Here is a 13,871-nt window from a genome sequence, read left to right as displayed (position 1 = left end):
CTCCTAGGCCAGCAGATAAAGCAGCCCGTGCTCCAAATCCATCCTGAAGGATGGCGTTATGTCCTCGGTATCCTCGGCTCCCGTCAGAGGGGTTGTCCGCCCGCGGCGCGGCTTGTGGCTTGATCCGTCGCGATCCTGCCTGCCCTCGCTGCTGTCGCGAAGGTCTACGACGAACTCGCCCAGGTGGACTCCCTGCTGTTCGAGATGGTTCCGAAGGACTGTTATATGATCCTGAACAAGTTGTCGGACCTGATCGCTGCTCACTTTAATCGAGGCCTCGATGCCCTTTGCGACGGCGACGAGCTCCACCTCGATCCTCCCCAGGGCGGGCGGGTCGACGATTATGCTCGCCGCCTGCCGTCCCTCGGACCTGAGGAAGCGCACCACGTGCTGAACTCCGTCCTCAAGGGCCTCTCCTCCGCGCCCCTGGAGCACCGTCTCCCTGGCGACCGACTCGAACGACCTCGAGGCGAGGGGCTCGGCGTGCCAGGGGCGTGGTGCGACCATGGTCGGGTTCGGGGTTTCCTGGTCCTTCGCTCCGCTCTTCAATGGCTGGTCGGCGGGTTTCCTCGCGGGCGTGGCCGCGCCCTTCGGATCGGCGCTCGCGCGAACCGGGTCGGATGGAGTTTCTCTCGTATCAGCAGTCGCGGCCCTCGGGAGGGCTGGAGCGGCGGTCTCGCGCGCCCTCTCGCCGAAGATGTCGCGCTCCTCGGGAAATATGGTCCTCTCGCGATCGCGCCCCTCGGGGATGCGGTTCGTGGAGAGATCGGACTCTGCCTCGGCCTTCAGCTCCCTCTCTCCCGCGACGGCCGCGGTGAGGCCGGAGGCGGCGCTCGCGCCTCTGCCACTTTCGTGGTCGAACGTCGCGGAGAGGCCGGAGGCTACATTCTCGCCTCTGTCCCTCGCCGAGGTCTCGTCTCCCGACGGCTCGGCCGGTCCGCCGGTTGCGTGGTCGCGTCGCTCGGGGGAGTCATCCCTGAAGAGATCGTCCGATTCGTCGTCGAAGAGGGCCGGGCGCTCCGGCATGTTCGCCTCGGCCTCCACGGGCCCGGCCTTCTGCCCACCGTCGAGTGCGAAGGTAAGAGCGAAGCCCCTCCTGGGGCGCACATTGTCGGTCATGGACAGGGTGAATCCGGCCGCCCTGGCCGTCTCATCGGCCCGGGCGGGTTCCTCGAGGGTCGGGACGACGGTGATCTCGTCCCGGCCTGCGGATGTGCCGGCATCGCCAAGGACGCGGCCCGTGCTCATAAGGGTCCTGACGGGCTCCGTCCGTGCGCTCTCGATGAATGGAAGGGGGCGTGTCGGGGAGGTCCGTCGTTCGTCCGGCCGTTCCACCGGACTGGCTCTCTCCTGTCGTGCGCCGCCGCTTGCGGGCCTCGCGCGGGGAATCGGCCTCGACAGCAGTTCCCTTGCGTCCGGATCGTCCTCTCGCACAGGCTGCATGCCCTCGGGAAGAGCGAAGCCACCATCTCTGTGCGGCTCGCCGGGTTCAACCTCCACCGGCATGCGATTCTCGTCGCTCGTCCGGGGATCGGCTAAGTCCGGTGATTCCACCGCCTCTGGGCCTACTGCCATCACTTCGGCGGCAGGTGTCGTCATGGTAATAGGCGGCTGCTTCGCCGCGGCAAGGAACTCCGCGACAAACGCCGCCCCGGCCTCCGCAGGAGGCACGGGTATTTCAAGGGCACGTTCGTCGTCTGCAAGGTCGTCTTCTTCGTCAGGAAACAGGTCGGTTTCCGCAAGGGGGAAAAAGAGGATGCTCCCGGCGGGTGTCTCCGGGGTCTGTTCCGTGTCTCCAGGCGTCTGCGCGGGCTCCTCCCTGGTCGAGAAGAGCAGGCGGGCGAAACTGTCCGTCCTCTCCGGGTCTCCGGCCGTTCTGGACGGCGGCATTATGCCGGCGTCCTGCGCCTGGCCGGACAGAGGGTCGCCCGCGACGGGAAAGAAGGCTGAATACATGAGTGGCACCTCCCGGTATTGTTATCACGGCGCTCCGGCCGCTAGCCGCTCCGTCAGCCTCGCTGCAAGGACCGCCTCCATGCGGCCCAATATCGACGCCCTGGCATCCTGGGGCATGGCGGCGAGCATCCTCACCGCCAGATCCTCGCTCACCTGCTCCAAGATAAGAGCAGCACGCCTGGGCGATATCTCCTGGTAGGTCTTCATCAACATGTCGAGGTACTCCTGCTCGTCCTCGGTGCTCTCGGGCGGGGCGTCATCGCGCTGGGCGAACTCCGCCTCCCTCCTGTCGAGGGCCTCGGCCCTCGCGTCAAGCTCGTCGGAGAGACCCTCCAGCAGGGCCTCCTTCTCAATCAATTCGCGCTCCAGTTCGTCCAAACGCTGGTTCCAACGCTCCAGCTCGAGCTTTCGACGCTGCTCCACTGTCAGTGTGTACTCCTCGGGTATCCCGGCGAACCCGGCCAGCCTCTTGCCGACCCAGGGTATCCTGGGGACTATCTCGTAGACGTAGGGCCTGGCGTCCCAGGTGCCGGCGAAGTGCATGCCCGCGCCGACTCCAGCCAGTACCGCGAGCGCCAGGAGGAGGATCCCCAGCTTGCCGGTCTTCTTCTTTTTCTTCTTGGCCTTGACCTTTTTCTTGGCCTGAGGGAGGGGGGCCTCCGCCTCTTCACGCCCCTCGCGCTCGATATCTTCGCGCTCTTCGGGCATCAGTTTTCTCCCTTCGAGTTACGGGCGTAGATCGCAAGGACACCGTGCACGTAGTTCTGCGTCTCGGCTATGGGAGGTATGCCACCGCAGGCGTCCACTCTTCCCGGCCCCGCGTTGTACGCGGCCAGCGCTTTGGAGAGGTCTCCCTCGTATTTATCGGACAGCCTGGAGAGGTATTTAATTCCCCCTTCGAGGTTCTGCGCCGGGTCGAAAGGATCGTCCACCCCGAGCATTTTCGCCGTTCCGGGCATCAGCTGCATCAGTCCCATCGCTCCCTTGTGCGACACGGCGTCGATCCTGCCGCCGGACTCCATCCGCACCACTGCCCTTACAAGCGCCTCGTCGAGCCCGTACCTGGCGGCCAGCTCGGGGAGCTTCTCCTCCCAGTCGGCGGACGGCTTCTTAGCCCTCGGCTTCTCCCTCTCCTCGACTTCGTCGAGCTTCGGGGCGGGGGCGGGTGCCGGGAGCGAGGGTCGCTTGGCCTCCTCCTTCGTCAGAACGTCGACGAAGCGCTCCTTCTCCTCCTGCCTCGGCTCGTCCTTCTTTGGCCGCACCCTGCGCTCGATCTCCTCTATTCGACTCTGCACGCGCACAATGCCCGACAGATTCAGCCTCATGATCCGCTTCCGCCTCTCGTGCCGTTGCCGTGGCGTATTCCTGCTATATCATCCATCTCGGACTGTTCGCTTTTCAGTATAGAGGTGCGCCAGTCGTCCAGCATGGACGTTATGTAGTTCTCCATTATCCTGACCTCGCGATGCTTCTCCACAAGTCTCACCTCTGTGGCCTCTATGGCCTGACGGACGTCGCAGAGGGAGGAGTTGCCGTCGCAGATTCGCTTGTCCACAACATCTATGGATCTGCGGTGAAACCACATCTCGCGCGGCGAGACGAGCTCTCCCTGCTGAGTGCGGAACTCGTCGAAGGCCTTTTTCTTTTCGGTGTGCAGCACATCGAGACGAGTGACCAGCCTCTCCTCCTCGCCTCTCTGGTCGGCGAGCAGGAGCTGCTCCTCCTCGCGGCTTTTCTCCCTGGTCTTCAGTATTCGCTGAAACCTGTCCACTTTTTCTTTCATGACGTCCTCCGGTAACTATTCGCCGGTTCCGGTTATTGTTTCGGCATCCCGCTCGCTCTTCTTTACGGCGGACGAGTCGGGCACGAGGTTCTTCAGCTCGCGGGCGGCGTCCGTGAATGAGACCATCTCCTCCACGGGCTGCCTGAGGAAATCACGGACCTTCTGCAGGTGGGTTATGGACCAGTCCACCCTGGGGTTGCTGCCTCTCTTGTATGCACCGATGTTAATCAGGTCCTCCGCCTCGCCGTAGACGGCAAGCAGCTCCCGCACCCGCCCGGCCGCCTCCAGGTGCTCCTCGTCGACTATGAAGGGCATGACGCGGCTGACGCTTTCAAGCACGTCGACGGACGGGTAGAAGTTGCGAGCGGCAATCTTGCGAGACAGGACGACGTGACCGTCCAACACGCCTCGCACCGTGTCGGCCACGGGCTCGTTCATGTCGTCACCCTCCACCAGGACTGTGTATATCCCGGTTATGCTGCCTGTCTCTCCCGCGCCGGCCCTCTCGAGCAAGCGGGGGAGGAACTCGAAGACGGACGGGGTGTAACCCCTGGTGGTGGGGGGTTCACCGACGGCCAGGCCGACCTCGCGCTGGGCGCGGGCCACCCTGGTGACGGAGTCCATCATCAGAAGCACGTTCTTGCCGCAGTCGCGGAAGTACTCGGCTATCGCGGTGGCGGTCATGGCGGCCTTCAGGCGGATCAACGGCGGCTGGTCGGACGTGGCTATCACGACGACCGAGCGCTTTTGCCCCTCCGGGCCCAAGTCTCGGTCGAGGAACTCCCGAACCTCCCTGCCTCGCTCGCCGACAAGTGCTATGACGTTTATGTCCGCCTCCGTGTACCGGGCCATCATGGCAAGGAGGGTGCTCTTCCCCACTCCGGAGCCGGCGAATATTCCTATGCGCTGCCCCGTGCCCAGGGTGAGCACTCCGTCTATTACCTTCACTCCCACCGGGAGGGGGGAGGATATCATCTTTCTGCGTAGAGGGTGAGGGGGTTCTGCGTGGAGGGGGTAAAAATCGGATGCAGCTATCGGTCCCTTGTCGTCGAGAGGCTGTCCCAGTCCATCGAGCACTCTGCCGAGCAGGGCCTGCCCGACCCTGACTCCGAGTGGGCGCTCCATGGACAGGACGTCGCATCCGGGGCCTATCTCCTTGAGGTTGCCTAGCGGCATCAGCAGGACTCTCTCTCCGCGGAAGCCGACCACCTCGGCTGAGAGGGAGGAGTCGCTGTTTCTGTAGCGTATTGAACAAAGATCCCCGACGCGGACGTCGGGGCCCCTGGACTCCGCCACCAAGCCGACCACCTGCACGATGCGCCCGTTTATCCTGGTGAGCTGGACGTCCTCCAGCCTGTGCCGAAGGATATCCAGCAGCCCTTCGTCAGTCGTTTTCGATAGCATCTTTTCGACCCTCGATGAAGAGATGGTCTATCTCTTTTTGTATCTGTTCAAGTTGTGTTCGCCACCGGGCGTCGTATATACCAAGGTTGGTCTCGACTACGCAACTGCCCTTCTCGACGTTCGGGTCGGGTATGAACTCCAGGTGCTTCACGCCCAGCAACAGGTCGCCGAACTCGTCCCTGCGGTCGGCCGTCTGCTCCGCATCGCCGGGGTTCAGGTAGACCAGTATGCTCTCCCTGTCGCTGAGGCGCTCCATCAGGGTGCGCAGGACGGGGACGACCGTGTCCTCCGAGAGTTCGACCTCGCGGTGGAGCATCCTGGAGAGCATAAGCTCCCATAGGCGTATCAGGCGCGGCATGACGAGAGCGGCAAGATCCTCTCCGCTCCCCTTCAGGGACGCATGGACTCCCTCCAGGACCGAGACCAGGGATGACACTTTCTCCTCGTACTCCCTGGAGATCTCCTCCCTGGCCGTGGCGGCGCCCTCTTCGTAGCCCGCCTTGCGCCCCTCCTCGGCCCCTTCGACGGCGGCCTTCTTTTTGAGCGATTCGGCCTCCGCCTGCATGGCGGCCTTCATCCGGTCGCGCTCTGCGGCCAGATTCTCCCGCTCCCGGACCATCTCCTTCTCGGAGAGCGACAGGCGGGAGACGAGGTCGCTGTTCTCGAGCCGCTCGTTCTCCAGCTCGACTTTCAGGCGTTCAATCTCCTTTTGCAGCGACTCGTCGCCGCCACGCTCCGCCTCCCGAGGGCCTTGAGAATCGAGGCTCTCCTCGGGCGCCTCGGCCTCTTCCGGGGCAAGGCCGATCTTCACGGCCTCGGGCAGCACTCGGACCGCGCGGATGATCTTCGCCTTCGAGAACTTATACAATAAGCTCTTCCTCTCCGCCGCGGGAGATGACTATCTCGCCGACGTCCTCGAGCGCCCGGATGACGTTGACGATTTTCTGCTGCGTCTCCTCGACGTCCTTCACGCGCACGGGACCCATGTAGTCCATGTCCTCCCTGAGCATCTCGGAGGCGCGCTTGGACATGTTCTTGAAGAACTTGGCCCGCAGTTCGTCCGTGGCGCCCTTGAGGGCCAGCGAGAGGTCCTTCATCTCGACCTCGCGGAGCACCCTCTGCAGCGAGCGGTCGTCGAGCCTGATGATGTCCTCGAAAACGAAGAGCCTGCGCTTGATCTCCTCGGCCAGCTCCGGGTCGTTCTCCTCCAGGTGCTCCATGATGTTGCGCTCCGTGCCCCGGTCCACCTGGTTGATGATGTTCACTATGGCGTCGATGCCGCCGGCGAGGGTGAAGTCCTGCCCCATTACCGTGCTCAGCTTTCTCTCCAGCACTCTTTCCACCTCCCGAAGAACCTCCGGGGTGATGCGGTCCATCTTGGCTATGCGCTTGGCCACCTCGGCCTGCATGGTGGCCGGCAGCCCTCCGATGATGCCCGCGGCCTGCGTCGGCTCCAGGTACGACAGTATGAGGGCGATCGTCTGCGGGTGCTCGCCCTGGATGAAGCCCAGCACCTGCTGCGCGTCCGTGTGGCGCATGAAGTCGAACGGGCGGACCTGCAGGCTGGCGGTGATGCGAGTGAGAAGGTTGTGAGCCCTCTCCGGGCCGAGCGCTCTCTCCAGGATATCCCTGGCATACTCGACTCCGCCGCGGGCCATGTACTCGCGGGCGAGAAGGAGCTCCTGGGCCTCCTTCAGCACGGCCAGACGCATCTCGGGCGTCACCTTCCGGAGGTTCGCGACCTCCAGCGTGACTATCTCTATGGACGTGTCGTCCATCCTCTTGTAGACCTCGGCGGCCACCTCGTTCCCCAGGGCCACCATCAGGATGGCTATCTTCTCTTTTCCGGGCATCCCCTTCGTCAAGCTCTTAGCCATTGCTGGATCCTCCCGCCCCTATTCCTCGGACAGCCAGTCCTGAACCAGGTTGGCTATCTCCTCCGGCTTGCTTCTCGCGTAGGCGCGAAGCTGCTCCTCCAGCACCGCCAGCTCGCCCTGCGCCTCCAGCAGCTCCGGCGAGGAGAGAAGCTCCTGTATCGTCGGGAAGTGCTGCGGCTCCGGCTGAACCGCCCTGACACGCATTCTCCTCCTGCGGATCAGGTAGAACGCGGCGAGAGCGGCCGCAGCCAGCAGGACGAGAGCGACGACAGCGGAGATTATCAGCTTCATCCTCTGCTCCGCAGCCAGCTGTTCGGCCAGGGCATCGGCGAAGGTCGTGGAGAAGGGCATGCCGTTGATCTCAAGCTGGTCGCCCCTGGCCTCTTTAAGGCCGATCGCGGGCGCCACCAGTGCGCGAAGCTCGGTTATCCGCTGAGGCTCAAGCTCTCCGTCGACGAGGACGGAGGCGGTCATGCGCAGTATCGCCCCGGGGGTCGCCACCTGCTGCGTCTCCCTGGTCGTGATCTCGTAGTTGTTGGTGGTCTCGGTCTTCTCGTACTCGGTCAGCCCGGCCTGCTGCTGGGCTATGGCGTAGCCGGGGATGTTGGTGGTGGTACCGGGCGCGCCCCCTACCGGTCCTCCCGTTCCGGTGTAGGTCTCCTCCATCTGCTGCTGACTGCGGATGACCCCCTTCCCGGTCTCTCCAGGGATGTACTCCTTGGTGGCACTGGTCCTTCGGTCGAAGTCGAGGTCGACCTTGACCCTGACAACGACCTTTCCCGGACCGAAGACCTTCTCGAGCATTATGCGGACCTTGTTCTCGAGCTCCCGCTCCTGCTGCCGCTCCAGCTCTCGCTGAACGGATGAGACGGTGCGTCCCTCGCCCGCGCCGGTGTAGATGAAGAACTCCTCGTCGAGGAGGTCGGAGAGGACCTTTCCTGACGTGTCCACCACCGTTATATCCTCGGGGAGAAGCCCCTGGACAGCGTGCGAGACCAGGTGGACTATGGCCTTGACGTGGTCGGCCCCTATGCTCATCCCGGTCTTGAGCCGTATGAGGACCGATGCCGTGGATGGCTGCTGCTGTTCGAGGAAGAGGCGCTGCTCCGGGATGACTATGTTCACCTTCGCGTAGTCGACGGCGTCGATCTGGCGTATGGTGCGCTCGAGCTCTCCCTCCAGGGCTCTTGTGTAGGTGACCTTCTGCTGAAACTCGCTCAGGCCCATCTTGGCCGTGTCGAACAGCTCGTATCCGACACTGCCCCCCTTAGGAAGACCGCCCTGCGCCAAGCTGAGCCTGGTCTCGTAGACCAGCGTCCTCGGGACCAAGATGGCATTCGCTGCAGGGTCAAGCTTGTAGTCCACCTTGTTCTCGCGGAGCCAGGCCACTATGGCGGACTGGTCCTCCACCTCGAGGGCCGTGAAGAGGGGTTCGTACGGCGATCGTCCGGCCCAGAAAACGGCAAAGACCAGAGCGAGCACGACGGCCGCCGCTGCTCCGGCTATGGATAATCGCTGCCACGGCCTCAACGACGACCAGAATAGGCCGCCCCGTGCAAGCGCCTGGCGCAACCAGTCCATCGGCTAACCTAAACCGACATGCGCCCGAGCTGTTGGTACGCGTCCACGAGCTTGTTGCGCACTTCGGTGATCAGGCGCAGGGCAAACTCGGCACGCTGGGCCGACAGTACGACCTCTGAAATATCGTCCACATCGCCGGTCGCCAGTCTGTTGACCATCTTGTCCGAATCCTGCTGAAGGTCGTTCACGTTTTTTATGGAACTCTCCAGGAGGTCTTCGAATGTGAGGCCGAGTCCGCGCTTCAAGCCGGTTGACTCCGCCACGGGAGAGACGGCCGGCCCCTTCTTTACGTCGGCCAGTTTCGTCAGATCGAGCTTCAAATGGTTCACTTGGATAACCTCCCCGATAGTGATGAGAGCTCAATTATCGTCATTGTAACACAACCGTTAATTTATAACAAAAGCGGGAGGCTTATGACAAGCCTCCCGGATCATCACGGCTAGGACTAAAGAACCGTCCTTTGGAAAAACCACGATTATTACTGAAAAAACGCCCGGCTACCCTCTCATGATCTCCAGGGCGCCCGACCACATGTTGCGCGCGGCGTCGGCCACCGCCAGGTTGGCCTCGTAGGCCCTGCTTGCGACCAGCATGTCGGTCATCTCCCTGACGACGTTGACGTTGGGGAAGGCGACGTACCCCTCCTCGTCCGCGTCCGGGTGCTCCGGCTGGTAGGCGAGGCGAGGCGGCAGGCTGTCCCTGGCGATCTCGGTCACACGTACTCCGCCTATGTCCTCGTATCCGCCTATCGTCTTGTCGAGCATCTCGGCGAATACCGGGACGCGCCTCCTGTAGGGGCCGCCCTCCGGCGTTCGAGTGGTGTTGACGTTGGCCAGGTTGGACGATATCGCGTCCATCCACAGGCGATGGGCCGTCAGGGCGCTTCCGGAGACGTCAAGGGATCTGAACATCCTCACGGCTTATCTACCTCCTATCACGAGGCGGTACAGAGAGCTCTTCTTCGCCGCGAAGCGGGTCATGGCGTTGTAGGCCATCCTCGTCTGGGACATGACCGCCATCTCTCTCTCCGGATCGACGTTGTTTCCGTCGAGTCTGAACTTCTCGTCGTAGATCCTTGTCTCCAGCGGGATGACTCCGCTGACCGCCATCGGCATGGAGGGGATGTGCCCCTCGTTCGTGACGGTCATCGGCAGTCTCCTGGGTCCGTCGACGAGGTCGCGAAGCTCGTCCTCGAACGAGACGTTGCGGCGGCCGTATTCGGGCGTGTTGGCGTTGGCAAGATTGCGCGAGGTGGCCTCGAATCGCTTCGAAAGCCCCTCCATGGTCTTCTCCATCACCTTCCAGTTAAAGTCGCCCATCATGACCGCATACCTCCCAATAATGACCTGCGTTCCTGTTATCGGCGAGACGCGCCGATAACTTAAGTTCCCGGCTAGTCGTCCAGAAGTAGCCCGAGTTCCTCGGTGAAGAGAGGGCTGAGGACTTTTATGAAGGTCCCCTTCATTCCCAGGCTGCGGCTCTCTATGATGCCTGCGCTCTCCAGTTTGCGCAGCGCGTTGACTATGACGCTGCGGGTGACTCCGACCCGGTCCGCGACTCTGCTCGCTATGACGACTCCCTCGAACGATCCGAGCTCGTTTATGATGTGCTTTACCGACTCGACCTCGGAGTACGACAGGGCTCTCATCGCCATCTGGACTATCAGGCGCTCGCGGGCACGCTCCTCGATGATCTTGGTCCTCTCGTGCAGAATTTCGATGCCCACGAGTGTCGCCAGGTACTCCGCCAGAACCAGGTCGCGGATGGTGAACCTGTCGAAGAAGCGGACAAAGAAGAGGGTGCCCAGGCGCTCTGCAGCGCCGTAGATGGGTATGTAGACCATGTGCTTTACGGGCGTGTCTCCGTCGTCGTCGTCGAATAGATAGCCGTCAGTCTCGCTGTAGGATGTCTCCCTGATCTGGTTCATCTTCTCGACGAAGTGCTCCGGCATGTAGCCCTTCTCGATGTAGTTGGAGAGCTCCTCGGAGTGGTACTCCGACACCCACGAGTGGCCCAGGAGCATTCCCTCCCTGTTTATAAGATATACGTTCGCGGTGGAGAACTCGCCCAGCAGCTTGGCCAGCTTGTTGAAGTCCGGCCTTGTGCCCTCGCGCCTGCTCTGAAGCGCCCTGCCAACCTGCCTGGTCTGCTCGAGGAGATCCTTAAGCCCGGGATCCTCGTCCTCCATGTGGGGGAAGACCTCCTTCGCCGTGCGTTCGCTCTTTTTTTCAACCGTGCTCTTTTTCTTCGCTGCCATTTTTATATCCCTCCTGAGTGATGATCCGCATTGCGCGGATATTCGTACACAATTCGTTTATTTACCACCTACAGAAGATATCTTCTGATGTCGCCGTCCGAGATCAGGGGCTCGAGTCGCTCTCTGACAAACTCCGCGCTGATCGGATACTTTCTCGCGCCGCTCTCCGGGGCCTCGAAGCTCACCTCTTCAAGAAGCTGCTCGATCATGGTGTGGAGCCTGCGCGCGCCGATGTTCTCCATCTCGGCGTTCATCCTCTCCGCGAGTAGCGCTATCTCTGCCACCGCGTCGTCTTGAAACTCCAGATCCACTCCCTCCACCCCCAGAAGAGCCGAGTACTGGGTCAGCAGGCTGTTCTCCGGCTCCACGAGTATCCTGGCTAGGTCCTCCCTGGACAGGGGCTGAAGCTCCACCCTTATGGGAAACCTCCCCTGCAGCTCCGGGACGAGATCCGAAGGCTTCACGCTGGAGAAGGCCCCGGCCGCTATGAAGAGTATGTGGTCCGTGTTCAACGTGCCGTACTTGGTCGGCACGGGAGAGCCTTCGACTATCGGCAGAAGGTCCCTCTGGACCCCCTCGCGGCTCACGTCCGGGCCGGTTCCACCTCCGCCGCGGGAGGCGACCTTGTCTATCTCGTCGATGAAGACTATTCCCTCTTCGGCCGCTTTCTCCAGTGCCTCGCGGACGACCGCGTCCATGTCCACAAGCTTCTCCGCCTCCTCCGCCTGGAGGATGCGCCTTGCCTCGGACACCTTCACTCTGCGCCTCCTGGACCTCTTGGGGAGAAGCCCGCCGAGCATGTCGCCTATGTTGATCCCCATCGAGTCCATGCCCGAGCCGCCGAGTATCGGAATGCCGACGGACTGGCTCTCGACCACGTCGATCTCTACCTCCCGGTCATCTAGCTTCCCCTCCTCGAGCAGTGCCAGGAGCTTCCTGCGAGTGGATTCCCTCGCTCGCTCCTCCTCGGGGGCGGGCTTGGGCGCCTCCTCTTTCTCTCCGCCGAAGATCTTCATGATGTCCGGCATCGATCTTCTCCTCTCGGAGCCGGGGAGAAGGGCGTCCACCAGCCTCTGCTCGGCCCTCTCGGCCGCCGAGACCTGGACCTCCTCGATCATGCGGCTCTTCACCATGGCCACGGCCGTCTCGGCCAGGTCCCTGATGATGGACTCGACGTCGCGGCCCACGTAGCCGACCTCGGTGAACTTGGTGGCCTCCACCTTGACGAACGGAGCATTGACGAGATCTGAGAGCCTTCGGGCAATCTCCGTCTTGCCTACACCGGTGGGCCCGGCCATCAGTATGTTCTTCGGCGCAATCTCGCGGGCTATCTCACGGGGCAGCCTTCTCCTGCGTACCCGGTTCCGGAGCGCGATGGCTACTGATTTCTTTGCCTTGTCCTGTCCCACTATGTACCTGTCAAGGAACTCGACGATACGCCTGGGGGTGAGCTCCGTCTCAAACTGGTCCGAGTTCATTCGCCGATTGCCTCCACTGTCACAACGTTGTCCGTGTATATGCATATCTCCGACGCGATCTCTATCGCCCGCCTGGCTATCCTTGACGGAGACCAGTCGGAGGTCTCGAGCAGCGCGACCCCGGCAGCCTTGGCAAACCCGGCGCCCGAGCCTATCGCCGCTATGGCGTCCTCCGGCTCGATTATGTCGCCCGAGCCTGACATCAGAAGAGAGAGTTTCGCGTCCGCGACTATCATCAGCGCCTCCAGCCTTCTCAGAGCCCGGTCGGTGCGCCACTCCTTGACCATCGCCACGGCCGAGCGCATCAGGTCGCCGGAGTTCTCCTCCAGGCGGGACTCGAAGCGCTCCAGCAGGGTCATGGCATCGGCGGTGCTCCCGGCGAACCCGGCCAGCACCGAGCCCTTGTACAGCCTGCGCACCTTCCTGGCGCCCGACTTCACTATCTGGTCTCCCATAGTTATCTGCCCGTCACCGGCCAAGGCCACCATGTCCCCTCGCCTGACGCAGACCACGGTCGTTCCCTTGAACAAGTCAGTCCTCTCCTTTTGCGCGCGGATGGGCGAGCCGGTAGCTCTCCCTCAGGTGTTCCGCGCTCACAGCGACGTAGCGCTGAGTTGTGAGCATGCTCTCGTGTCCGAGAAGCCCCTTGACCGCCGCCAGCGAGGCCCCCCCCTCCAGCAGGTGTGTGGCGAAGCTGTGGCGCAGCGTGTGGGGAGTCACCTCGTTGAGCCCTGCCCGCGCAGCCGCCTTCACCACTACCCTGTGCACGGTGCGCACGGTGATCGGCCTTCCTTTGGTACCGGGAAAGACCAGCGCGGCCCCCTCGGGCAGCAGATCCCTCCACTCCAGAAGCGCCTCCAGGGCGAACCTCCCGTAGGGCACTATCCTCTCCTTCTCGCCCTTGCCGAGGACCCTGAGCATCCGGTCCTCGACCGGTTCCATATCCTCCCACTTCAGCGACACGAGCTCCGCGACTCTCAAACCGCACCCGTAGAGCAACTCGAGGATGGTTCGGTCCCTCGCGAACGTCCTTCCCTCGGGCCCCTGCTCGATCATCCTGGCGACGTCCTCGCGGGAGAGGGCACGTGGAAGGGGCTCCAGCGTCCTCGGTCCCTTGATCCCCCTCGCGGCGTCCGTCTCGATCAACCCACGTTCCTTCAGGAAGGCGGACCAACTCCTGACGGCCGAGAGCTTTCTTGCGACTGTCGTGTTCGAGTACCCGAATCCCATCATCTCCCGGACGAAGGACCGGATCGCGCGCGAGTCCACATCGGCGAGGCTCTCCGCGCCGCGCATGGCCAGAAACTCGCTGAACTGCGCCAGGTCCACGGCGTAGTTCGTCACCGTGTGAGGCGAGCTTTCCCTCTCCATGCGCAGATGATCGATAAATGCATCCATGCTTGAGGATATGTTCTCCAACATGAAGTCATTTTATCATGTTTTCTAGATACTCGCTATTTTTCTAAAGAATCTATTTGATCTCGGTGGAGGTGTCCAAAAGCTCATGAACAGCTGGTTCATATGATTATTTGGCT

General features: G+C 62.5%; 15 protein-coding genes. All 15 read right to left on the bottom strand.

The features are described from left to right. Positions 1–3 precede the first annotated feature (3 nt). Positions 4–1,956, bottom strand: coding sequence for a hypothetical protein (locus GX181_02635; protein ID NLM70845.1), 1,953 nt, complete (start codon positions 1,954–1,956; stop codon positions 4–6). A 24-nt stretch (positions 1,957–1,980) separates the two neighbouring features. Then, positions 1,981–2,664, bottom strand: a complete 684-nt coding sequence (locus GX181_02630; GenBank protein ID NLM70844.1) for an MgtE intracellular region — start codon at positions 2,662–2,664, stop codon at positions 1,981–1,983. Continuing rightward, positions 2,664–3,281 (bottom strand): lytic transglycosylase domain-containing protein, encoded by a 618-nt coding sequence (locus GX181_02625; GenBank protein ID NLM70843.1) that lies wholly within the window; start codon positions 3,279–3,281, stop codon positions 2,664–2,666. Before GX181_02625 ends, GX181_02630 begins: the two co-directional genes overlap by 1 nt. Further along, on the bottom strand, positions 3,278–3,739 hold the full coding sequence (gene fliJ / locus GX181_02620; protein NLM70842.1) for a flagellar export protein FliJ: 462 nt from the start codon (positions 3,737–3,739) through the stop codon (positions 3,278–3,280). Before fliJ ends, GX181_02625 begins: the two co-directional genes overlap by 4 nt. Positions 3,740–3,754: 15 nt before the next feature. Continuing rightward, entirely contained in the window at positions 3,755–5,143 is a 1,389-nt protein-coding gene (gene fliI / locus GX181_02615) for a flagellar protein export ATPase FliI (GenBank protein NLM70841.1), read from the bottom strand. After that, positions 5,124–6,011 (bottom strand): hypothetical protein, encoded by an 888-nt coding sequence (locus GX181_02610; protein ID NLM70840.1) that lies wholly within the window; start codon positions 6,009–6,011, stop codon positions 5,124–5,126. The genes fliI and GX181_02610 overlap by 20 nt, the downstream gene beginning before the upstream one ends. Continuing rightward, positions 6,004–7,020 carry a flagellar motor switch protein FliG gene (gene fliG, locus GX181_02605; GenBank protein ID NLM70839.1) on the bottom strand — a complete coding sequence of 339 codons (1,017 nt, stop codon included), beginning with the start codon at positions 7,018–7,020 and terminating at the stop codon, positions 6,004–6,006. Before fliG ends, GX181_02610 begins: the two co-directional genes overlap by 8 nt. An 18-nt stretch (positions 7,021–7,038) precedes the next feature. Continuing rightward, positions 7,039–8,601 (bottom strand): flagellar M-ring protein FliF, encoded by a 1,563-nt coding sequence (fliF, locus tag GX181_02600; protein NLM70838.1) that lies wholly within the window; start codon positions 8,599–8,601, stop codon positions 7,039–7,041. Between the two features lie 8 nt (positions 8,602–8,609). Beyond that, complete coding sequence (gene fliE, locus GX181_02595) at positions 8,610–8,864, bottom strand: flagellar hook-basal body complex protein FliE (GenBank protein ID NLM70837.1); 255 nt, start codon at positions 8,862–8,864, stop codon at positions 8,610–8,612. Between the two features lie 234 nt (positions 8,865–9,098). Continuing rightward, entirely contained in the window at positions 9,099–9,518 is a 420-nt protein-coding gene (gene flgC, locus GX181_02590; GenBank protein ID NLM70836.1) for a flagellar basal body rod protein FlgC, read from the bottom strand. A gap of 3 nt (positions 9,519–9,521) precedes the next feature. Continuing rightward, complete coding sequence (gene flgB, locus GX181_02585) at positions 9,522–9,923, bottom strand: flagellar basal body rod protein FlgB (GenBank protein ID NLM70835.1); 402 nt, start codon at positions 9,921–9,923, stop codon at positions 9,522–9,524. Between the two features lie 71 nt (positions 9,924–9,994). Beyond that, complete coding sequence (gene codY, locus GX181_02580; GenBank protein ID NLM70834.1) at positions 9,995–10,789, bottom strand: GTP-sensing pleiotropic transcriptional regulator CodY; 795 nt, start codon at positions 10,787–10,789, stop codon at positions 9,995–9,997. A gap of 137 nt (positions 10,790–10,926) precedes the next feature. After that, positions 10,927–12,336 (bottom strand): ATP-dependent protease ATPase subunit HslU, encoded by a 1,410-nt coding sequence (gene hslU, locus GX181_02575; protein ID NLM70833.1) that lies wholly within the window; start codon positions 12,334–12,336, stop codon positions 10,927–10,929. Beyond that, positions 12,333–12,866: an ATP-dependent protease subunit HslV gene (gene hslV / locus GX181_02570; GenBank protein NLM70832.1), complete on the bottom strand. Its 534-nt coding sequence runs from the start codon at positions 12,864–12,866 to the stop codon at positions 12,333–12,335. Before hslV ends, hslU begins: the two co-directional genes overlap by 4 nt. 1 nt (position 12,867) lies before the next feature. Then, positions 12,868–13,758: a tyrosine-type recombinase/integrase gene (locus GX181_02565; GenBank protein NLM70831.1), complete on the bottom strand. Its 891-nt coding sequence runs from the start codon at positions 13,756–13,758 to the stop codon at positions 12,868–12,870. Positions 13,759–13,871 lie beyond the last annotated feature (113 nt).

This window comes from Synergistaceae bacterium (genome assembly GCA_012521675.1).
Lineage (GTDB): Bacteria > Synergistota > Synergistia > Synergistales > Aminobacteriaceae > JAAYLU01.
This window is presented reverse-complemented; position numbering and strand designations above follow the sequence as displayed.